The 20199-nt window shown below is 62.5% G+C and carries 20 protein-coding genes; 12 read left to right on the forward strand and 8 right to left on the reverse strand.

From position 1 onward, the window contains the following. Positions 1–23 precede the first annotated feature (23 nt). The 5 genes from BGP02_RS04100 to BGP02_RS04120 all read right to left on the reverse strand — a co-directional run bounded on the left by BGP02_RS04100 (position 24) and on the right by BGP02_RS04120 (position 5397). The gene (locus BGP02_RS04100) at positions 24–1361 is read right to left on the reverse strand and encodes a DEAD/DEAH box helicase (RefSeq protein WP_286797872.1); all 1338 of its coding nucleotides are present in this window, start codon (positions 1359–1361) and stop codon (positions 24–26) included. Positions 1362–1557: 196 nt separating this feature from the next. Beyond that, positions 1558–1773, reverse strand: coding sequence for a DDE-type integrase/transposase/recombinase (locus BGP02_RS04105; RefSeq protein ID WP_286797875.1), 216 nt, complete (start codon positions 1771–1773; stop codon positions 1558–1560). A gap of 480 nt (positions 1774–2253) precedes the next feature. After that, the gene (locus BGP02_RS04110) at positions 2254–3468 is read right to left on the reverse strand and encodes a porin (protein ID WP_286797876.1); all 1215 of its coding nucleotides are present in this window, start codon (positions 3466–3468) and stop codon (positions 2254–2256) included. A 136-nt stretch (positions 3469–3604) separates the two neighbouring features. After that, positions 3605–5116, reverse strand: coding sequence for a sodium:solute symporter family protein (locus BGP02_RS04115; RefSeq protein ID WP_286797878.1), 1512 nt, complete (start codon positions 5114–5116; stop codon positions 3605–3607). Beyond that, on the reverse strand, positions 5113–5397 hold the full coding sequence (locus BGP02_RS04120; protein ID WP_286797880.1) for a DUF3311 domain-containing protein: 285 nt from the start codon (positions 5395–5397) through the stop codon (positions 5113–5115). The genes BGP02_RS04115 and BGP02_RS04120 overlap by 4 nt, the downstream gene beginning before the upstream one ends. Before the next feature lie 234 nt (positions 5398–5631). Here BGP02_RS04120 and BGP02_RS04125 point away from each other — a divergent pair, with 234 nt between their 5' ends. The 5 genes from BGP02_RS04125 to BGP02_RS04145 all read left to right on the forward strand — a co-directional run bounded on the left by BGP02_RS04125 (position 5632) and on the right by BGP02_RS04145 (position 8938). Next, positions 5632–6168 carry a cupin domain-containing protein gene (locus BGP02_RS04125; RefSeq protein ID WP_286797882.1) on the forward strand — a complete coding sequence of 179 codons (537 nt, stop codon included), beginning with the start codon at positions 5632–5634 and terminating at the stop codon, positions 6166–6168. 18 nt (positions 6169–6186) lie between these two features. Continuing rightward, the gene (locus BGP02_RS04130) at positions 6187–6549 is read left to right on the forward strand and encodes a TIGR04076 family protein (RefSeq protein ID WP_286797883.1); all 363 of its coding nucleotides are present in this window, start codon (positions 6187–6189) and stop codon (positions 6547–6549) included. Further along, on the forward strand, positions 6549–7598 hold the full coding sequence (locus BGP02_RS04135) for an aldo/keto reductase (protein ID WP_286797885.1): 1050 nt from the start codon (positions 6549–6551) through the stop codon (positions 7596–7598). The genes BGP02_RS04130 and BGP02_RS04135 overlap by 1 nt, the downstream gene beginning before the upstream one ends. A gap of 224 nt (positions 7599–7822) precedes the next feature. Then, positions 7823–8560 carry a class I SAM-dependent methyltransferase gene (locus BGP02_RS04140; protein WP_261938372.1) on the forward strand — a complete coding sequence of 246 codons (738 nt, stop codon included), beginning with the start codon at positions 7823–7825 and terminating at the stop codon, positions 8558–8560. Positions 8561–8602: 42 nt separating this feature from the next. After that, a complete protein-coding gene (locus BGP02_RS04145) occupies positions 8603–8938 on the forward strand; it encodes a GtrA family protein (protein WP_502688461.1) in 336 nt (111 codons plus the stop codon). Between the two features lie 4 nt (positions 8939–8942). On the opposite strand, the gene BGP02_RS04150 is transcribed toward BGP02_RS04145, so the two are convergent. From BGP02_RS04150 to BGP02_RS04160, 3 genes are read right to left on the reverse strand one after another with little or no spacing between them, the layout of a single operon-like run. Next, on the reverse strand, positions 8943–10004 hold the full coding sequence (locus BGP02_RS04150) for a glycosyltransferase family 2 protein (protein WP_017233464.1): 1062 nt from the start codon (positions 10002–10004) through the stop codon (positions 8943–8945). Further along, positions 9985–10899 carry a phosphatase PAP2 family protein gene (locus tag BGP02_RS04155; protein ID WP_286797890.1) on the reverse strand — a complete coding sequence of 305 codons (915 nt, stop codon included), beginning with the start codon at positions 10897–10899 and terminating at the stop codon, positions 9985–9987. Before BGP02_RS04155 ends, BGP02_RS04150 begins: the two co-directional genes overlap by 20 nt. A 29-nt stretch (positions 10900–10928) precedes the next feature. Next, the gene (locus tag BGP02_RS04160) at positions 10929–12224 is read right to left on the reverse strand and encodes a glycosyltransferase family 87 protein (protein ID WP_286797892.1); all 1296 of its coding nucleotides are present in this window, start codon (positions 12222–12224) and stop codon (positions 10929–10931) included. Positions 12225–13429: 1205 nt separating this feature from the next. Here BGP02_RS04160 and BGP02_RS04165 point away from each other — a divergent pair. The 7 genes from BGP02_RS04165 (at position 13430) to BGP02_RS04195 (ending at position 20197) form a co-directional block, all read left to right on the forward strand. Further along, complete coding sequence (locus tag BGP02_RS04165) at positions 13430–13615, forward strand: Flp family type IVb pilin (protein ID WP_017233461.1); 186 nt, start codon at positions 13430–13432, stop codon at positions 13613–13615. 120 nt (positions 13616–13735) lie between these two features. Next, a complete protein-coding gene (locus tag BGP02_RS04170; protein WP_268566489.1) occupies positions 13736–14275 on the forward strand; it encodes an A24 family peptidase in 540 nt (179 codons plus the stop codon). 31 nt (positions 14276–14306) lie between these two features. After that, positions 14307–15740, forward strand: a complete 1434-nt coding sequence (locus tag BGP02_RS04175; protein WP_268566490.1) for a DUF8689 domain-containing protein — start codon at positions 14307–14309, stop codon at positions 15738–15740. A gap of 12 nt (positions 15741–15752) precedes the next feature. Further along, positions 15753–16595 (forward strand): Flp pilus assembly protein CpaB, encoded by an 843-nt coding sequence (gene cpaB, locus BGP02_RS04180; protein WP_017233458.1) that lies wholly within the window; start codon positions 15753–15755, stop codon positions 16593–16595. Between the two features lie 82 nt (positions 16596–16677). After that, on the forward strand, positions 16678–18453 hold the full coding sequence (locus tag BGP02_RS04185; protein WP_286797897.1) for a secretin GspD/PilQ domain-containing protein: 1776 nt from the start codon (positions 16678–16680) through the stop codon (positions 18451–18453). A gap of 24 nt (positions 18454–18477) precedes the next feature. Next, complete coding sequence (locus BGP02_RS04190; RefSeq protein ID WP_017233456.1) at positions 18478–18810, forward strand: hypothetical protein; 333 nt, start codon at positions 18478–18480, stop codon at positions 18808–18810. A gap of 154 nt (positions 18811–18964) precedes the next feature. Further along, positions 18965–20197: a pilus assembly protein TadG-related protein gene (locus BGP02_RS04195; protein WP_286797900.1), complete on the forward strand. Its 1233-nt coding sequence runs from the start codon at positions 18965–18967 to the stop codon at positions 20195–20197. Positions 20198–20199: the final 2 nt, after the last annotated feature.

Below are 20199 nucleotides of genomic sequence, written 5' to 3' on the forward strand. Positions count from 1 at the left end.
GGGTTGCGCCGCAAAGGCAGAAATCAGGGCCGGCGGTTGCCGCGACCACCCGCGAGTTTACCGGTGGGTTTGCGCGACCCCGTAGCGGGTTTGCCGGCGGGTTTTGTGCGCGGCTTTTTGCTGAGCGTCTGCACCGTAACCGGCCCGGCCAACGGCACTTTGGGCTTCTTGGGCTTTTTAGGTTTCTTGATGATCTGGCCCGTCGCGCTGGTTTGCGGCACACGGTGTTCGGCTTCAAAACCCGGCGCTTCTTCACGGCGCAGGGTTTGCCGGATCAGCGCTTCAATCGCGGCCAGTTGCGGCGCTTCATCGGCACATACGAGGGACACCGCCACGCCGCTGGCGCCCGCGCGGCCGGTACGGCCAATCCGGTGTACATAGTCCTGCGCAACGATCGGCAGATCAACGTTGATCACCAGCGGCAGGTCGTCGATATCCAGCCCGCGCGCAGCCACATCGGTGGCTACCAGCATTTGAACGTCGCCCGTCTTGAAGCGCTCCAGCGCACGCAAGCGCGCGGGTTGGGGTTTGTCTCCGTGGATGGTGTCGACCGCATAGCCCGCTTCATCCAGCATGGCCGCCAGATAATCCACCCCATTGCGAGTTTTGACGAACACCAGCGCGTGATCCCAGTGGTTCTCAGCCACAAGGTGCATGAAGAGGTCCGGCTTGTTCTTTTTATCCACCGTCACCACCCACTGCTTGATCTTGCTGGCCGTGGCGTTGGGCGGGCTGACGCTGATATTGATCGGACCGCGCAGAACGCTCGCCGCCATGGCGCGGATATCTTCGGTAAATGTGGCGGAAAACAACAGCGTCTGGCGCTGAGCGGGCAAGGCAGCAAAGACGGCATTGAGTTCGCGCGCAAAGCCCAGATCCAGCATGCGGTCGGCTTCATCCAGCACGAGCGTTTGCACTTGATCAAACTGCACTGCATTCTGGCGATTGAGATCGAGCAAACGACCCGGCGTGGCGACGAGCACATCCACGCCTTTGCGCAACTTCATCATCTGCGGGTTGAGACTCACTCCACCGTAGGCCGCCAGAAATCGCAGATCGAGGCCTTTGCCGTAAGCGATAAAGCTTTGCAGCAATTGTTCAGCCAATTCACGCGTGGGCACTAGAACAAGAACGCGCGCACGGTTGCTCGACACCGCCGGGCCGTGTTGCACCAGTCGTTGCAACAGCGGCAGCGCAAAGCCCGCCGTTTTGCCAGTGCCGGTCTGTGCCTCAGCCATGACGTCCTTGCCACTGAGCACGGCAGGGATCGCCTTGGCCTGCACCGGTGTAGGCGTCTGGTAATTGAGGTCCTGCACATTACGCAGCAACGGATCGATCAGACCAAGCGAAGCAAAAGACATGGACGTATTCAGGGCTAAAACCGTAATTCTAGCGGTTACCGCGCGGGTTGCATCTCGCAGGTCCATGCTTAAAATTATCGACGTTGATCGCCTCAGAAAAACGTAGCGGTGCGCGGCGTCGCGCCGGCAAGCGGTACTGCGAGGCACCGATGAGCCACACTGCCGGCGGCACCCGCTCGACAAACCCGTTATCGCGTCAGCTTGCCTTGCCGTCCATCGACAGTCGGATGCCTCGGCCCAGCACAGCCTCGATGAACGCGCCTGCCGTAAACTGGTTACCCTGATCGGTGTTCACGATGTCCGGCAGCCCGTAACGGGCGAACGCTTCTTCCAGCGCTTCGACGGAGTGCACGGATTCCAGCGTGATGGCGACCCGGTGCGAGAGTACCTTGCGGCTCGCCCAGTCCACCACCGCTTAGATACGCGAATCCGCGCGCCATCGGAATGTACGTCGTGTCGAGTGCCCACGCCTGGTTGGCCCGCTCGATCTTCACGCCACGCAGAAGATACGGCCAGATTTTGTGCAATGCGTTGCGGCGGCTCGTGCTCAACTCACGGTACAGCGCCTCGGCGCCCATGCGCTTCATCAGCGTGCGCACGCGACGGCGACCCACTTCATGGCATTCCCGGCACAACAGGCGCGCCAGCGCCACCTTCGCTTTGAACGCCTCGGAGTGCATCCGTCGGGTTCTCCTCGTCATTTCCTCGGTTCCTTTGCCAGCATTATCGCTGGCCCAGGCCCTGGTCAAACTGCCGCGACCTTGAATATATAGCGCGTGGTAGATCGCTTCGTGGGAGATTCGTGCGTCGGCGACCATGATCGCGACTTTGCCGAACAGGCTGCACACCGGCTGCTCAACACGGTCTGATCATGGTCTCCGGCTACACTCGCTCAGAAGGAGTGGTACATCCCGACCGAAATCAGCAGTTGCCGAGCCGAACCTGAATCGACCCCGGCGCCGGGAATCTCTGCGATCGCCGTACGGCCCACGGCCTGGCCGTTCGCGTTCAACACGGGCGCAATGCCATCCCCGGCCGCCTTTTGGAAAATCGCCACGCCGTAGAGGCTCGTGCGCTTTGACAGCGAATACCTCAGCCCGAGATTGACCTGCTGGAAATTCGGCTTGAGGTTCTGATAAGTTGCTTTGCCCGCGTTGTAGATGTAGGCGGCACCGCCGACCAACGCCGGCGTGAACTGATAGGTGACACTCGCTTCGTAGCTGTTCATCGTGAAGTCACTGCCGCTGCCCGCGCCCGCAAAGCCGTTGGCCACGAAGTACTGGCTCTGGTCGAGCGCGGTGTGCGCGAAGTTCAGCGCCAGCGTCGCACGGCCGAGTGCGTATGAGCCGCCTGCCGTAAAGGACTTCATCGACTTCGCGTCCTGTAATGCGACATAGCGTCCAAGCGAGCCGACGTAATTGCCGTTCGACGCGTACACGCCACCGGTTCCGTCAGGAGAGGTCGCGGGGTTGTGGATGTCCAGATAGCCGACGGCTAACGCGAACGGCCCACGCGTGTACATTGCGGCGAGCGACCGTACCTGGTTCGTCGACATACTGCCTGGAACGCCTCCCAAGCTGTACAGACCCGACACGCGCAGGCCACTCCACGTCGGGCTCACGTACTTGACCGAGTTATTGATGCGGATCGACTGGTTCAGGTTGTCGAGATCGCCGAAGTGGGAGCCGTAGCCCGTCGCGAAGTTGTTGCTGGACGGGAAATAGCCAACCGTTTCGGACGGCGGATCGTACTGACGCCCGAGCGTCAGTGTGCCCCATTGCTGATTCGTCAGGCCGACAAACGCTTGCCGGCCGAACATCACGCCGCCCTGCCCCAGACGTCCGTTCTGTATGTTGAAGCCATTCTCCAACGTAAAGATCGCCGCTGTGCCGCCGCCCAGGTCCTCGCGCCCTTTCAAGCCCCACTCATTGCAGCCTGGCGGCCCGCAGGTATCGCCTTCCCACACATGGCCGCGCCCGGCGTTGTTCACCATTGTGACGCCGGCCACCACGCGGCCGTATAGCGTAACGCTGCTTTGCGCCTGGGCGGCCACGGGCAACGCGCTCAGCATGGCCAGCACGGCCGCGCCGAAGGCCGTTCGATTCACGGCTTTTCCAGAACAGTTGTTTCGAATGCGCTTTCCCACGGAAATCTCCTCTGTGTTGTTAATAGCTGTTTGCTGGGGTTTGGTCAGGCCGCGGGCACCTTCCGGTTTGCGCAGTGGACGTTGCATCGCCACGCCCTCACGGTCGCATCGCGTTGATCCCATCCACAGCCTGAGCGGGCAGGCGAGCAGAGGGGAACGCCACCTGCACCGCGTGCGCTGACGGTTGTGGCGTCAGCAGGCTCACGCCGTAGACCACCACGGCATTGATCGCCATCGCGATCAGCCCTGGCTCCCATTGCGGCACCGTGCTGGCCCAAAACTGCGCGGCGAACGGCGCGAGCAGTGCGACGAACCCGGCTACGAGACCCGCAAGCACCCCAAGCGCGGTGGTGCGCCTCCAAAGGAAACCGAGGAACACACCGGGCGCGAGCATGCCGATGGCCGAATAGGCGTCGAGCAGGATTTTCACGAGCGAGCCTTTTTGGCTGATCGACAGCCACACCGCGATCGCCGCGAATACCACCAGAGACCCTCGCGACAGGCGTAGCGACGCGCGCTCGTCGAGCCGTTCGCGAAACGGTCCAACCACGTTGCGGGTGAAGATCGAGCCGGCCGTGAGCAACAGCAGTGCGCCGGGGGCGAGGGCGAGCAGGAAGCCGGTGCCGGCGACAAAGCCGACGACGGGCGCCGAATAGTGATCGGAGACGAATTGCAGCAATGCCGCGTTCAGGTTGTTGCCCGGCGGTTTCGTGCCCGCGACCAGCGCCGCGAAACCGAGCAGGATGATGAAGAAGTAAGCGAGCGAATAAAGCGGCTGCCAGATCGCGTTACGGCGGATCGCGGTGCCGCTCGCCGACGTGTACGAGATCTGGAACAGATGCGGGAACACCCAGTTGCCAAAGGCAATGTTGAGCGCCGACGTCAGCAGCCAGACTGCGGAGGTCGGCGAAGTGGGATCGAGTCCGGGCAGTCGGCCAATGCCCGGATGCAACTGCTCCGCGCGCTGGAAGATGTCGGCAATCGACAATGCCCCGACCTTGCTCGCGATCGTCGCGCACAGCAGCACCACGACCGCGATCATCAGCACGTCTTTTACGCCAGCCGCGAACGCCGCCGAGCGCACCCCTGCGACGAACACGAAGGCCACCATCAGCATGCCAGCGATAATCGTTGCGACCTGGGTCGAGACGAGGCCGTCGAGCGTCAACTGGACAATCAGACCGAGACTGACGAGTTGAATCTGCACATAGACGATGAGCGACGCAATGCCGATCGCACCGGTCAAGATGCCGAGCCAACGCGCGTCATAGCGTTTCGCAAAGAAGTCCGCCTGAGTCATGAGCCGCTGCGCCCGCCCGGCACGCCAGATCTTCGGCATCAGCCAATAGCCGAGTGCGTAGCTGAGCGACACCGAGCAGAACGCGAGGTACGCGGGCGCGCCGAGCGCCCACGCATAGCCCGAGATGCCAAGCACCGCGAAGGTCGTGTATACCTCCCCGGCATTCATGAACCAGAAGATCACCGTGCCGAGGCTGCGGCCGCCGACGGCCCAGTCGGCCATCGTGTGGCCTTTGCGAGTCGTACGCCCATAGCACACCGCGCCGCTCACTGTGGCGAGCAGGATCACCAAGACGATAGTAAGTTTCATCGCGCGCCCTCCGCCGCCTGGGCAGCAGATGTAGCCGCGAGGAAAGCGGCTTCCTCTTCCTCGATGCCGCGAGCACGGTCGATATGGAACACGACCGCGATGAGCGCGCTAGTCAACACGATGCCGGCCATCTGCCACAACATCGGAAACGGGAAGCCGAACGGTGTCCATGCGACGTTGTTGATCGCGGGCGCAAGAGCCGCCTGCCAGACGAATGGGACGGCCAACAGCCAGCGGTAAGTGCGACGCGCTGGAACGGCCGTTATCGGAAGCTGATTCATCACATACCTCATGTAAAGTTACACTGCACATCACCGACTAAAGTGTCCACTTAGGCTGCACAAACTTCAAGTGGCAAATTAATAAGTACGGGTTTATCGTTATTATGTTTACCCTTAATTTCATAACGTTTTCACGAAAAATAGAAACACTGCCCATGTCATTGACGCCATACAATCGTGCATCTATACTGCACACACAAGTACGATTTAACTGCACGACGCTGAGGTGAAAAGATGATCGGCGAACGACTAAAGGAACTGCGCACGCTTCACGGCATGTCGCTGCGGCAACTCGCGGCGCAGGCAGAAGTGTCGGCCACACTGCTGAGTCAGATCGAGCGATCGGTCACCGACCCCAGTCTCGACACCATGCGGCGTCTCGCGGCCGTGTTCGGTGAATCGGTGTCATCACTCTTCTCGGACGCGACGGTGTCGTCGGTGTCGATCAGCCGGCCCGGCAACCGCTCGATGCTGACCGCCCCGAAAGGCCGCGTCAGCTATGAACGCCTCACGCCGGGCAATGGCCAGCTCGAAGTGCTGCGCGCGGTGCTGCAGCCAGGCGAAATGTCCGCTGACGAGCCGCGCGGCCATCCATCGTCGGAATGCGTATATGTGATCGCCGGCAACCTGATCGCGCAGATCGACGGCGTTGACTACACGATTGCGGCCGGTGAAAGCATTTCGTTCGACGCGCGCCTGCCACACCGGTACCGCAACACGTCGTCGTCGCCGACCGAAATCATCCTGTCGGTAACGCCCCCCAACCCCTGATCGGTCGAACCCAAGTCCATGTCACAAGCCGACTCGCCATCCGGCGAATTCAATCTGTACGACCTGCGTGTCGAAGTGGTCGCGCCCGAGGGCGCGAAGCTGTACTGCGGCGCGAAGGTCGGCGACTATTTCGAACTACGTGGCGAAATGCTGCATCTACCGCCCGGCCAGGGCTTTTCGATTTACTCGCTCGCGGCACTGCTGCCGCTCTTGCCCGCCAAGCAGCGCAGCACCGCCCCCAGCGACTGGATGTCGACCGACGCGGAAGTCGCCTGCCCCGATCCGAACTGTCCGTCACGCTTCCGGATTTCACGGGTTGGCACGCGCGGCTTCAAGCACGCAGATACCACTGCAGTCAGGCTGAACAACGAGGAAAACTGATGGCCCAGATTCAAACTACCGAGCTCGCGCCCGGCTATTCGATCTCCAGACTTATCAAGGGCGGCTGGCAACTGGCCGGCGATCACGGCGAAGTGGACCGGCTGGGTGCACTCGCCGACATGGGCGCGTACTACGATGCGGGCATCACTGCGTTCGATTGCGCGGATATCTACACCGGCGTCGAAGAAATGATCGGCGCGTTCCGTCACGACTACCGGCAGCGGCGCGGCGCGGACAGCCTGCAGAAGCTGAAGGTACATACCAAGTTTGTGCCCGACCTCTCGCTGCTGCCCAGCATCGACCGCAGGCAGGTCGAGCAGATCATTGACCGTTCTCTCGCGCGGCTACAGGCCGAGCGGCTCGACCTGGTGCAGTTTCACTGGTGGGATTATTCGGTGCCGCGTTATCTGGAAGTTGCCGGGTGGCTGAAGAATCTGCAGCAGGCTGGCAAGATCGATCACCTCGCGGCCACCAATTTCGACACCGCGCGTACCTCGGAATTGGTTGAGGCCGGAATTTCGCTCGTCAGCATGCAAGTGCAGTACTCGCTTCTCGATCAGCGGCCGGCACGACAATTCGCGAAGTACGCACGAGAGCATGGTATTCGCCTGCTGTGCTATGGCACCGTGGCCGGCGGCTTCCTGTCGAAGCGCTGGCTCGGGGTAGCCGAATCCGACGAGATCGCGAACCGCTCGCTGGTCAAATACAAGCTCATCATCGAGGACTTCGGCGGGTGGGATCTATTTCAGGCACTGCTGCAAACGCTCGACACGATCGCGGTGAAGCACGGCGTGTCGATCGCAACCATTGCCACCCGTTGGGTGCTGGATCAGGACAACGTGGCAGCGACGATCGTCGGGGTGCGCCGCGGCGATCACCTTGCCGAGCACACCAAGGTATTCGATGTTTCCCTCGACGACGATGATCGGCGGGCGATTGCGGAGATTCACGCGCAGAGCCCGGGACTCGAGGGTGACGTGTATAGCCTTGAGCGCGATATCCACGGACGTCACGGCCGGATCATGAAATATGAGTTGAACAAGAGCTAAGGGCGCGGCATCGCTGAAGCAGTATGCAGCAATGAACTGGTGGCCTGGTCTGCCGTTGCAGCAGGGCTCACCGGGGCGTGCCACGATCATCCTTGAGGTGTCGGATTGAGGTGTCGGACTCAGGATTACCCGATAACGTCTGGCTTCGCCCGCCTCCCCTGCCTATACTGATCGCATACTCGCGTCGAACATGCGACGCAGTCGTTCATACGGGGGAAAGCGCCATGTCGCCTGAAGCCTATCTCGATATGGCCGGCACCGAAGACCATCACTGGTGGTTTCAAGGCCGCAGAAGCATTCTCGGCGATGTCATCCGTCGCTTGTCCTTGCCTGCGAATGCCGCGATTCTGGAAATCGGTTCGGGCACCGGCGGCAACCTCGACATGCTTGCCGCCCACGGGCGTGTCCATGCTGTCGAGATGGACACCGAGGCATGTGCCATCGCCCGTCGAAAGACCGGTGGACGCTTCGACATTCGGCAAGGGCACTGCCCCGACGACATGCCCTTCGGGGGCGCCCGCTTCGATCTGGTCTGCCTGTTCGACTGCCTGGAACACATCGGGCCCGATGTCGCTTCGCTGCAATGCGTCCGCGATCGCCTCGCGCCGGGCGGCGCCGTCCTGGTTTCCGTGCCCGCGAACGCATGGATGTGGAGCCAGCATGACGTGATGCTGCACCATCATCGGCGCTACAGCCGGCAGACGTTGAGAAAGACCGTTGAATCCGCCGGGCTCGCCATCGAGCGCGTGACCTACTTCAACACCGCCCTGTTCCCCCTGGCGGTCGTCGCGCGCATGAAAGATCGGCTCCTTCACGCCAAGATGGCGTCCGGCACCAACCTCCCCGCCTCGTGGCTCAACACCTCGCTCTACCGGATTTTCAGTGCGGAGCGTTGGGTCCTGCCTTACGTCGACCTGCCGTTCGGCGTGTCGCTGCTGGCCGTGCTGCGCGCGAATCCCTAGCCCATGATCCCGGTGATGCAGGGGCGTTTCGTTCGATTCGGGATGTCGGGCGTCGCATCGACCGGCGTGCACGTGGCGACTGCGGCGACGTTGCTCGCGACGACGCCGGTGGGACCGACGTACGCGAACGCCGCCGCGTTCTGCACCGCTACGATCTGCTCCTATTTGCTCAACACGTTGTGGAGCTTCTCCTCGCGTATCGATCACGCCAACGTCGTCCGCTTTGCGTTGGTGTCACTGGTCGGGCTGAGCATGACCACGGCGATTGCCCACACCGTGGCCGCAATGGGGGGCGCAGCATGGCTCGGCATTGCCACGGTCGTAGCGACAGTGCCACCCGTCACGTACCTGATGCATCGCCACTGGACGTATCGCTAAACGCTCAGTGCGTGCCCCAATGCCTCGCGGCGACCGTGTGCGACCGATGTTCACGCAGGCGTGTCGTGGCTTGGCGAGCGCGCGGCAGCGCCTGCGTGGGAAGCTGACTCACCTTGCCACTGCCCTGATACCGGTGCCGCACCAGGTACACCGGCCGTCCTTTGGATTCGTCGTAAATACGGCCCACGTATTCGCCCACGACACCGATGCCGATCAGTTGGATGCCCCCCATGAACAGGAGCACGCTCAGTAACGACGCATAGCCCGGCACATCGATACCGAGGATGAAGGTGCGCACAATGATGAACGATCCATACAAAAAGGCGATGAGTGCAATGGAAAGCCCCGCGTAGGTCCAGCTTCGCAGCGGCCACGTGCTGAAGCTCGTGATGCCCTCGAGCGCGAAGTTCCACAAGCGCCATCCCGAGAACTTCGATTGACCCGCGCTGCGAGGCAGGCGTTCGTACTCGATGACGGCAGTGCGATATCCGACCCACGCAAACAATCCCTTCATGAACCGGCGTCGCTCGGGCAAACGTTTGAGCGCGTTCACCACCCGGCGGTCCATCAAACGGTAGTCGCCGACGTTCTCCGGCAACTTCACGTCGGAAAGCCAGTTGTGGACACGGTAATACATACCCGCCGTGACCCGTTTGAGGTAAGGGTCGCAAGCGCGGTTCGCTCGTTTGGCGAGGACCACGTCGGCGCCCTCCTGCCACAACGTCACCATCCGCACCATCAACTCCGGCGGGTCCTGCAGGTCGACGTCGATCGGGATGACCGCATCGCCGGTCGCTTCGCTAATACCTGCAGTGAGCGCGGCTTCCTTGCCGAAGTTTCTCGTCAGGTCGATGACGCGTATGCGAGCGTCGCGTCTACGATAGGCTAGAAGTCGCTCCAGCGTGTCGTCGTGGCTGCCGTCGTTGACGAAAACAATCTCGAAAGCGATCGATGTCATGCCCTCCAGAATCGGCAATATGCTTCGGAAGAACGGGTCGATGGCTTCGCTCTCGTTGAAGCACGGCACGACGAGCGATATCCGCTTTTTATCCGTGGATTTGGACATGAGGGACTCCCTGTTCCGAAGGGGCGATGGGCGGCACAGCGCCGCTTGAGCGCGCGATGACATGACGCGTCGCCATCGTGGTTTCCGGCACGACGCCAAGGAGACGACGCGCGACGAGGATGGCAAGGACAGCAACGCCGATGCCGGCGAGAATATCGACCAGATAGTGACCACCCTCGCTGATGGCAGACACAATCACCAGCAGGTTCAAGGGCAGGAACACCCGAGCGAGCCGCCGGGATCCACGGGCAGCGTGGATGAGCAGGACCGACAGCACCGCGTGATAGGACGGTATCGAGATCAGTCCCTGAAGTTGCCCTAGATCGACGACCGCGAGTCGATGCTGTCGAAGCGCGTCGAAATGGGTCAGATCGGCGAGCTTCGCCGGGTCTCCACCGAAATGAACGAAAGCGCCGGCCGCCGGCACGATGCCCGAGACGGCGATCGTCACCAGACAAGACAACACCATGGCCGTCGAGAACACGCGCACCTCGACCAACCGCCCGGTCAACGAGAGGAACACCACCACGAAAGCGATCTGCAGCATGCCGCTGGCGTAGGCGAGCGCGAGCGCCAGTGACAGCGGTCGATGGGCACGCACAAACGCGTGCCAGGCCGGCCAGTCGAAATGCAGCCAGGCATCCATTTTCACAAGGGTGACATCGACAAGCGGCGCGTCGGTCGCGACCACGACATAGCTGAGCAGTGCCGCGACATGACTGAAGACGATCAGGAGGATGACCTGGGAACACGCGGTGCGAACCCGTTCGTCCGGGCGATAACGCGTGTAGACAAGCCACACGCCGGCAAGCGTCACGCAGGCCATTGCCGGCAGGACGAGGCTACCCGGGACGATACCGATCCGCAGCACGGCCAATCCGATGGCGGCCGCCAAGGCAACGCAGACGTTGATTCGAAGCCAGTTCATGATGCAACCTCGCCGATCGGTCGTGTAAGGACTGCCTGTGCTCCGGAACGGATCTTGAGGTGGATGCCGACGAGGGTCGTCAACGTGACGAACGGCAGGAACTGGAAGCCGACAAAATCCACCACGACGAGGCCCAGCAACGGCGCAAGCCAGAGCACCACCAACCACTCGCGTTCGCCAACCTGCCAGCCATGCGTCACGCCGTGAACACATAGCCACGCGATCACCAGCCCCAGCCACACCATGTCGTAGTCATAGAGATAAGGACTGATCAGCAGGCTGGCGGTAACGAGCGCGGCGGCGCGCAAGGGATAGGCGCACGGCTTGCGCCAGGCATTCGCGACGACCGCGACCGCCGCTAGCGCCGCCACGGCATGCAAGGCATACGCGACCCATATCGGCGCATGCATCATGCGGACCATGATGAAAACGGTCGGCATCCTGAAGAGATGCGCTTGCCCTTCGGCAACCGTCCCTTGTGCCGCCTGTACACCGTGCAGGAACGCCAGCAGGGTGTCCGGACCGAACGCCACGAGGCTGAGCAGCCAGGTTGCCAGGACGGTTGCAAGGCATGCCGCGAGCGCGCGCCAGGCGTGGCAGCAAAGAAAGGCCAACGGAAAAAGAATGGCGAGATGCGGCTTCACGAACAGCAAGCCCGCACAAACCCCAGCCCACCCGGCGTGCCGACGCAAGAGCCAGAGCGAAAGCCCGGCGAGTCCGGCGGTGAAGCAGGCGGCTTGCCCGGCGACGAGGACCAACGCAATGCCGGGGAACCCAAGGATCGGCCAAATCGCCTGTGGCCATGGCGCGATCTTACGCACGACACGAATGAACAGCAGCAACGCGGCAATCGCGAACACCCCATACGCCATCCAGTACGGCAACCACGCAAGCGGCAGCACCAACAGCAGCATGGTGGGTGGATACAACCACGGCAGTATCCCGTTCAGGTCGCGCATGTACGGTTCGACGACGGTCTCGATCCGCGTCAACTTGATGACGTCATAGGCGTCCAGCGCGTGCCCGTGAAGCCCCAGATAGGAAGCACTCCAGAACGGCAGGAAGTCGAGGGCGAGCGGCGGTACATCGGGTTGATGAAGGACGGATCGACGGACGATCCATCCCAATACCAGGATGACGTAGCAAATCAGGGCAGTGAGAGGGTATAGCCTCAAGCGCCGCACATCGAGCCAATGCGGCGGCGCGGCGCCGCTGCCGCGTGCGGACGACCCGATGCCGGTCCGCATGACCGTGCGCGCACGATGGACGTCCGTCCGGCGTCTGGCCTTCATGCTGAATCCCCGAAAGATCACTTCAACGCTACGTTTGCGTGAAACCGATGCCGCTTCGTTTTTCATTTGACTGTGCATCGCCACGGTGCAGCGCGTGGCGAGTGTCGTTGCTGACGGCTCGGGATGTCGTGCGCTTTATGAAAACCATTGTTTGCTGCTTCCCAAACAAATATCAAGTCAGTGTTTCTCCCAAATAATCTTCTGCTTAGGTCAATTGACGACTGCGCGTTTCAAATTTGCTTCATTTTCCTGCAGCTTTCTATACCCCATCTTTTAGGTTGTCTAAGGATTCTCAGCAACGTCTAACAAATAACGAATACCAGTGTCTAATCCAGATCATCGTCATACGTTAAATCCCGTGAAGATTGGCTTGCCTGTTGGATTTCATGGTTATTTCAAGAAAAAAATCCATGGGATCAATGGGATCATTTTTTGTCAGTGATACCCCTTATTCAATACAGATATCGGTGAATGTATTTAGCTGATTTCCCGACCCGTAGTCCCCCTTACTTTCCGGAAGAGAACAAAGGGTTTCCACTAGAAAAAAGCTAAAAACCACGTTTCATCGATTTAGCGAATAAGGCGTGGAAACGGCAGGGTTTGCGCTTGCATGTTTCAGTTCTGAAACATTTTTCGCGAAACATTCCTGGGTTGGCAGCCCTGCGCTGAGGCAACGCCCCCGTGAGAGGCACGCCGAATCAGCCTCCCGGGGGGTGCTGGCCTGTCTCTTGCTCAGTCCCTGGCGTGCCGCTCAATCACGGGGCGGACCGGTTGAGGATCGTAGCCGTACGCGGCAGGCCCCTCCGGTCCGAGCGAGATGAGGATCTCGCAGGATGAGGCGGCGCCGGCGAATAGCCGCAGGCGAAGTCGTCAAGCCATGCGGTCGCCCGTTAGGGGTATTAGAAAATGTGTGGACCCGATCCATGCTTGTCAGCAGATCGCCGAGGGCTTCCGTACGGGCACGCAAGCCCTGCGCCTTCGGCGAGCCTGCCTTGCAACGTGCGGCGGCATGTGATGCCCTGCCGCGCTACGCGCCACGTCCCTGCTACCTCTCGTCTAGCACGTCACGGTGTCGCCCCTGTTCGGGGTCGTGCCGTCACGTCACTGCTTTCGAAGGGCTGCCCTAACGCATCCCGCAGCCCTTCATTCCCAATCCATCGTGCCAACGAAGGATATCCCGCCACCTCAAGTGCAAGGAGATTGTCATGAAAACCATCGTCAAGTTTTGCCAACGTTTCATCCAGGACGAAAGCGGCGTCACCGCCGTGGAGTACGGACTCATCGCCGCGTTGATCGCCGTCGTGATCCTCGCTTCGGTGACGATCGTCGGCACTCAGCTCAACTCGACGTTCAGCAAGATTGGTTCCGCGCTGACGTCGGCGAACGGTTGAGCGAGCCGATATCAAGGCGGGTGGCCTCAAGGAGCGAACCCCGCTCCCCCCCGGTCACCCGCAATATTTCCCCTCGCAAGTGCGAGCCGCGGATTCCGAACGATAGGCGAGGTAACGATCATGCTCGACAGCCCTTTCATGGCACCGAACCTGAGCGCATTCGGCACGGTGACGCTGGTCGTCGTGGCCGCCGCCTGCGACTGGCAATCCCGACGCATTCCCAATCGCCTGGTCGGGAGCGCATGGCTCGCCGCGCTGGCGATGCAGATCTGGGTCCACGGTTGGCTTGACGGGAGCGCCGCTTGGGCGCTTGGCTGGCTGACTGGATTGGCGATGTTCCTGCCGTTCTATCTGCTGCGCGGCATGGCCGCCGGCGATGTGAAGCTGATGATGGCCGTCGGCGCATGGATCGGTGCACATCAGGCCTTCGATGTAGCGATCGCCACCTTCGTGCTCGGCGGCGTCTGGAGCATCGGTTTGTCGCTCTTGCACGGAAACGCCGTGCAACTGTTCAGAAATGCCCGCGCCATCGTCGGCCAATGGGGGCCGCGCAGGTACGACGCGCCGGCTCCAGGGAGGGCTGCCGCATCGGTCGGCGCCATTCCTTACGGACTGGCGATCGCGCTGGGCACGATTGGCGTCCTGTTCGCACAGGCCTGAACTCCACGGAAACAGTCACGGGGTACGCATCATGGATCAACACAGCGTAACCGATTCGACGACGCCGCAAGGCAACGACGGCATGTCGCCATTGACGCCATCGCATTTTGCGAACGGCCACGAGGCAGGCGCCAACGCCGCGCCCGCGCTCCGGTCGGTGGCGGATACGGGACTCGACATGTCGTTTCTCGTTGATCTCGTCAGCAAATCCTGCTTCGTCAGCGGCAAGACAACGCTGCTGGCGCTGATGGACGGTCTCAAGCTACCGCTGAGCGTGCTCGACGAGCTGATCGCCTTCACCGTGCGCGAACACCTGATGGAAATCACCCATCGGGGCGCCCTGGACGCGGACGTTCACGTTCGGCTGACCGATGCCGGCCATGCGCGAGCACGCGAAGCGATGAACCTTTGCAGCTATGTCGGCCCGGCACCGGTGACGCTCGACGCCTATGTAACGTCCGTCAAGGCCCACTCGGTGCGCAAATTGCAGGTCAAGCGCACGTTCGTCAAACAAGCTTTCAAGGGCACAACGCTGGATGCCCGCTTGCTCGATGAAATCGCGTCGTCGCTCAACGCCGGACGCCCCCTGATGCTGTTCGGTCCGGCAGGCAGCGGCAAGACCTATCTGGCCGAGCGCCTGGGCACGCTGCTTCAAGGCGCGGCGCCGATCCCCTTCGCCATCTCGGTGTCGGGCGAGGTCATCCAGGTGTTCGATCCGCTCGTGCATGTTCCAGTAGCCGACGCGACTATCGCCGGTCAGCCGCACCTGCGGGACCGCCGCTGGCTCTGGTGCGAGCGCCCGCTCGTGATCTCGGGCGGCGAGCTGACGCTCGACATGCTGGAGGTCTGCTACGACGCCTCCACCGGCTTCTATCAGGCGCCCCCGCACATGAAGGCGAACGGCGGTATCTACATCATCGATGACTTCGGCCGGCAGATGGCGCCGCCCCAGGCACTCGCCAATCGCTGGATCGTGCCACTGGATCGCAACATCGATGTCCATACGCTCCACACCGGACGTCGCTTCATCGTGCCGTTCGACGTATGGCCCGTGTTTTCGTCGAACCTCAATCCGTGGGAGCTTTGCGACGAACCGTTCCTGCGCAGGCTGGGCTGCAAGCTTTACGTGGGCGCGATGGAGCCCGACGCCTACCGCCGCATCTTCGATGCCGAATGCCGGCGCCTTGGGCTCGTCGCTGGGGACGATGCCTTCGACTACCTGACGCAAAAGCTTCACGGCATGTCGGCCACGCCGCTGATGGCCTGCTACCCGCGCGACTTGCTGCTGCAGGTCGAAGCTGAGTGTCGCTATATGGAAAGCGCGATGACGGTCACCGCGGACCTGCTCGACGATGCATGGCGCCGTTACTTCGACATGAATCACCGGGGACGTCGAAGCTGGCAGGACGATGGCATGCGCTCGCTTGGCGACGCCCCTTTCGCCACACCGTTCGATCATCACTGAGGAGCAACGATCATGAAAAACCCGAAGGCGTTATCGATGTTGCTGATCGCCATCGTGGCCGGGTTGGCCTCGGTGGTATTTGCCGCCCAATGGCTGTCGCGTCAGTCCGCGGCTTCGGTGACCTCCGTTGCCGTAGCCGCCGGCGACGTCAGCCTCGGCCAGCCCCTCAACACCGAACTCATCAAGATGACCAACTGGCCCGCCGACAGCATTCCACAAGGGGCGTTCCACGATCCGAAGCTGCTCGATGGCCGAGTCGCACGCGTCGGCATGCAGCGCGGCGAGCCGATTCTCGAATCGAAGCTCGCCCCGCTGGGGACCAAGGGCGGTCTGTCGGCGGTCATCGGCGAGGGCAAGCGAGCCATCACGGTGAGAGTCAACGACGTGGTCGGCGTGGCCGGCTTCGCGCTGCCCGGCAACTACGTCGACGTCATCGTCAACACCAGCGAGACCGAGCGCAAAGGGCCGACCGATCAGAGCATTTCCAAGATCGTGCTGGAGAAGATCCTGGTGCTCGCCGTGGCACAGCAAGTCAGCCGCGACGATACCGCGCCGAAGGTCGTCAACGCCGTAACGCTCGAAGTCACGCCCGAGCAGGCCGAAAAGCTCGACCTCGCGCGAAGTGTCGGCACGTTGTCGCTGGTACTGCGCAACCAGGTCGACGGCGCGGCATTGGCGACCACAGGCGCGACCAAGATGACGCTGCTGAACGAACCGGTGGCGGCACCGCCAGTCGCCGCCCGTGAGCCCGTGCGTGCCGCGGTGATACGCAAGCCTTCGCGGCCCGCGCCAGCCCGCGCGGGCGACTGCGTGGGTGTGCTGTCGGGCGCGCACGGCGGCGTGGAGTGCTTCTAATTACAACAGGCCTGTCAACGCTGTCACGAGTCACACGGCAATGCCGAACTGCGCGCCAACGCGCGCTACCCCGGGGAACATCATGAAAAACATTCGCAAAACCAGTCAGGCTCGCCGCATGGCCATCGCCGCGGTCGCTTGTTGCGCGCTCGCCGCGATGTCGCACGCCGGGGCGCAGACCGCTGCGGAGTACGGTGTGATTGCCAACGGGACATCCTCGCCCGGCAAACCGGTCGCCGCCGGCGGGCCGGTGCAGATGACGATCAGCATGGCGCCGACGGCCCCAGCGCAACCGGCCGTGACCGTGCGCGGCCCCAACTGCACGGGAAATCTGCGGAGCACACGCGACGTCACCGTACCGATCGGGAAGTCGACGATACTTCAGCTCGACGAGCCGGTGCGCAACCGCACGCTCGGCGATCCGACGGTGGTACAGGCCGCGATGGTGGCGCCCAAGACCATGTACCTGCTCGGTCTCGCGGTCGGCACGACCAACATGATCGTGCAGGGACGCAGTGGCGGCTGCGATGTGATCAATGTCGCCGTCAACAGCGATGCCGGCGGATTGCAGTCGTCGATCGCACAGTTGATGCCCGACGAACGAAACGTCCGCGTGACGAGCGCGGGGGGTGACCTGGTGTTGGCGGGACGCGTCTCGAGCGCCGCGTCCGCCCAGCAGGTGGTCGAGATCGCGAAGGCGTACGCCAAGCGCGGCAAAACCGAAGGCAACGTGCTGAACATGCTGTCGGTCGACGCGCCGCAACAGGTCATGCTCGAGGTGAAGGTCGCGGAGGTCTCCAAAACCCTCATCAACCAGATGGGGTCGGCACTGAACCTGCAGGGCGGCTTCGGGAGTTGGACCGGCGGGATCGTAAGCAGCCTGCTGTCGGGCGCGGGGACCCTCCTGTCGGCGTCAAAATCGAACCGGCTGCCGCTGAATATGCAACTGGATGCCCAGAAGACCGACAACCTCGTGAAGATTCTCGCGGAACCGAATCTGGTGACGCTGTCTGGACAAGAGGCCAGCTTCCTGTCCGGCGGGAAGATTTTCATCCCGGTGCCGCAGAGCAGCTCCAACGGCACCACCACGATCACGCTTCAGCAAGAAGAGTTCGGCGTGGCCCTGCGGTTCCTGCCGACCGTGCTTGACGGCGACCGCATCAACCTGAAGGTGGCACCGGAAGTCTCCGAGCTGTCGCCGACGGGCGTAACGCTCACGTCCACCAATGTCAGCGGCGTGAACATCCTGCCGCTGATTACGACACGCCGCGCATCCACCACCGTGCAGATGCGCGACGGCGAGACGTTCGCCATCGGCGGCCTGCTGCAGAACAACGTGAGCGGTGCGCTCAAAGCGTTCCCGGGTCTCGGCGAAGTCCCCGTGCTCGGCGCGCTGATGCGCAGCACGTCGTTCCAGAACGACCTGACCGAACTGGTGTTCATCATCACGCCGCATCTCGTGAAGCCTCTGCGCACGGCGTCAACCCCGCCATTGCCGACGGACAGCTTTACCACACCCAGCGCCATCGACGTCTACGCCACCGGCAATATGGAAGGACGTCGCAAAGTGGCGCCCGTCCAGGCCCCTGCCCCGGCGCAATCCCCGGCACAAGACACGCCCGCCGCACCGCCGCCGCAACCGGGCGTGCCGCCGTCGAGCTTGCAACCGACGCCCGTCACCCGGCCCGCCGATGGCGCCAGTCCGTCGGTGAACGCGGCGCGCGATGCTTCGTTATCAAGTGTCCCGGCCAAGCCGGCGCCGAACGCCGTGCGCAGTGACGTGAGCGTCGCGCCCGAGGTCGGCACGCCCCAACGCACCGCGTCGATCGATCCGATGCGCCAGCTTTATACCCATTGAGACCCGTGATCCTGGGGAACCATCATGAAAACAGTCACCACGATGATGTTGCGCTGCGCCGCTATCGGCGCGAGCACTGCGGTTTGCCTCACGCTTGCCGGCTGCATGAGTTCATCGCCGATCTGGGATGCGCATATGGGCGAGTCGGTGAGAAATGTCATGCACGCCCAGATCATTCATCCCGGGCCGCCGACGGATGACGACGCGCGCGGCACAGACGGTCGTGCTGCCGTGGCCGCGATGAAGAACTACGACAAGTCGCTGCGCTCGCCAACGCCAACGGCCAGCCCGTTCGTCATCGGAGTAAGCAGCGGCGGCTCGCCCATGTCGGCGCCGTCCGGGGATACCGGTCAGTAGCGCGTCCGTAACACGTTCTTCACGCACTCGTAACGCTGCGTGTGCGGCGGGCGCGACAGGCGCGACCGTCGCGCACCACTCCATCACCCTGACGCTCAAGCGAGGCCTGCTCATCATGCGAAACCTCCCTACTCGACGCCGTGCCCGAGGTCGGATGCCGCGACGCGAAGGCGGCGCCATCGCGATTGTCGTGGGGCTGATGCTGGCGGTTCTGATCGGTTTCGCCGGTCTCGCGCTTGATCTCGGCAAGCTCTATGTCACACGCAGCGAACTGCAAAACAGCGCCGATGCGTGCGCGCTGTCGGCCGCGCGAGACCTGACCGGCGCAACCCCGCTGTCAGTGTCCGAAGCCGCCGGCATCGCCGCCGGGCATATCAATACCGCCCTGTTCCAGTCGACCCCCGTGACCATGACGGTAGATAGCAGCGTGACGTACAGCACGACGGCGACCGGCGCCTATGTCGACAAGGGCAGCGTGACCGGATCGTTGGCCAGTATCAAGTACGTGCAATGCACCACCTCGATGAGCGGCATCGCCAACTGGCTCATCGAGGTGCTCAACGTGCTGCCGGGTGTCAGCATCGGCCCCGGTTCTGTGTCGGCACGCGCCGTGGCCACCACGACCTCGGCGCAGACGACATGTGCGATCCCCGTCTTCGTTTGCGATCCGTCGAAATTCTCGCCGGCAAGCAGCTACAGCATCGGCCAATGGCTGGTGGGCAAGGGCGACAGCTCCACCGGGACTTATGCGGGCGGCGATTTCGGCTGGGCGAACCTGACCGGCAGCGGTAACAGCGGCACGCCGTCGCTCTCGGGCGAACTCACGGGGTCGGGGCAATGCAACCTGCCCGTGGTGGGCACCACGGTCGGCACCGCGGGCAACAAGGCGTCGCTCGATACCGCCTACAACACGCGCTTCGGCATCTACCAGGGCGGGACACCGCCCAACGATGGCACGTCCACCACGGACTTCACAGGCTTCGCCTATGACGCCAAGACGTGGAGCGCGCAGGCGAACGCCTACAGCGATTTCGTGACACAGCGCAAAAACAACGCGGCGTATCAGGGCGATACGGCCACCGGGCTGAAGACCAAAGGAACCGCCGCGGCGAAGTCGGTCTATCAGGCGGGCGCGGATCGGCGGTTGCCGATAGCGCCGATGGTCGACTGCTCGAACCCTGGGACCGGCAGCGGCGGTGCCATATTCACGCTCACAGGCTGGGCCTGCGTGCTGATGCTCGATCCGATGCAACAGGGCGGCGACATCGACTCGGTCCATCTCGAGTACCGCGGCAAAGCGGGCGATGTCGGCAGCCCGTGCGCGACGCAAGGCACGCCTGGGTCGGTCGGCGCGGTCGGGCCGCTGGTGCCGGTTCTCGTGCAATAGGA

It is taken from the genome of Pandoraea sp. 64-18, from assembly GCF_001899225.1.
Taxonomy (GTDB): Bacteria; Pseudomonadota; Gammaproteobacteria; order Burkholderiales; family Burkholderiaceae; genus Pandoraea; species Pandoraea cepalis.

Coding starts and splice junctions, on each gene's coding strand:
- BGP02_RS04185 (WP_286797897.1), top strand. CDS start 16,678: ATGAAAAACATTCGCAAAACCAGTCAGGCTCGCCGCATGGCCATCGCC.
- BGP02_RS04120 (WP_286797880.1), bottom strand. CDS start 5,397: ATGAATCAGCTTCCGATAACGGCCGTTCCAGCGCGTCGCACTTACCGC.
- BGP02_RS04135 (WP_286797885.1), top strand. CDS start 6,549: ATGGCCCAGATTCAAACTACCGAGCTCGCGCCCGGCTATTCGATCTCC.
- BGP02_RS04170 (WP_268566489.1), top strand. CDS start 13,736: ATGCTCGACAGCCCTTTCATGGCACCGAACCTGAGCGCATTCGGCACG.
- BGP02_RS04140 (WP_261938372.1), top strand. CDS start 7,823: ATGTCGCCTGAAGCCTATCTCGATATGGCCGGCACCGAAGACCATCAC.
- BGP02_RS04190 (WP_017233456.1), top strand. CDS start 18,478: ATGAAAACAGTCACCACGATGATGTTGCGCTGCGCCGCTATCGGCGCG.
- BGP02_RS04160 (WP_286797892.1), bottom strand. CDS start 12,224: ATGAAGGCCAGACGCCGGACGGACGTCCATCGTGCGCGCACGGTCATG.
- BGP02_RS04195 (WP_286797900.1), top strand. CDS start 18,965: ATGCCGCGACGCGAAGGCGGCGCCATCGCGATTGTCGTGGGGCTGATG.
- BGP02_RS04115 (WP_286797878.1), bottom strand. CDS start 5,116: ATGAAACTTACTATCGTCTTGGTGATCCTGCTCGCCACAGTGAGCGGC.
- BGP02_RS04165 (WP_017233461.1), top strand. CDS start 13,430: ATGAAAACCATCGTCAAGTTTTGCCAACGTTTCATCCAGGACGAAAGC.
- BGP02_RS04150 (WP_017233464.1), bottom strand. CDS start 10,004: ATGTCCAAATCCACGGATAAAAAGCGGATATCGCTCGTCGTGCCGTGC.
- BGP02_RS04145 (WP_502688461.1), top strand. CDS start 8,603: ATGTCGGGCGTCGCATCGACCGGCGTGCACGTGGCGACTGCGGCGACG.
- BGP02_RS04130 (WP_286797883.1), top strand. CDS start 6,187: ATGTCACAAGCCGACTCGCCATCCGGCGAATTCAATCTGTACGACCTG.
- BGP02_RS04125 (WP_286797882.1), top strand. CDS start 5,632: ATGATCGGCGAACGACTAAAGGAACTGCGCACGCTTCACGGCATGTCG.
- cpaB (WP_017233458.1), top strand. CDS start 15,753: ATGAAAAACCCGAAGGCGTTATCGATGTTGCTGATCGCCATCGTGGCC.
- BGP02_RS04175 (WP_268566490.1), top strand. CDS start 14,307: ATGGATCAACACAGCGTAACCGATTCGACGACGCCGCAAGGCAACGAC.
- BGP02_RS04100 (WP_286797872.1), bottom strand. CDS start 1,361: ATGTCTTTTGCTTCGCTTGGTCTGATCGATCCGTTGCTGCGTAATGTG.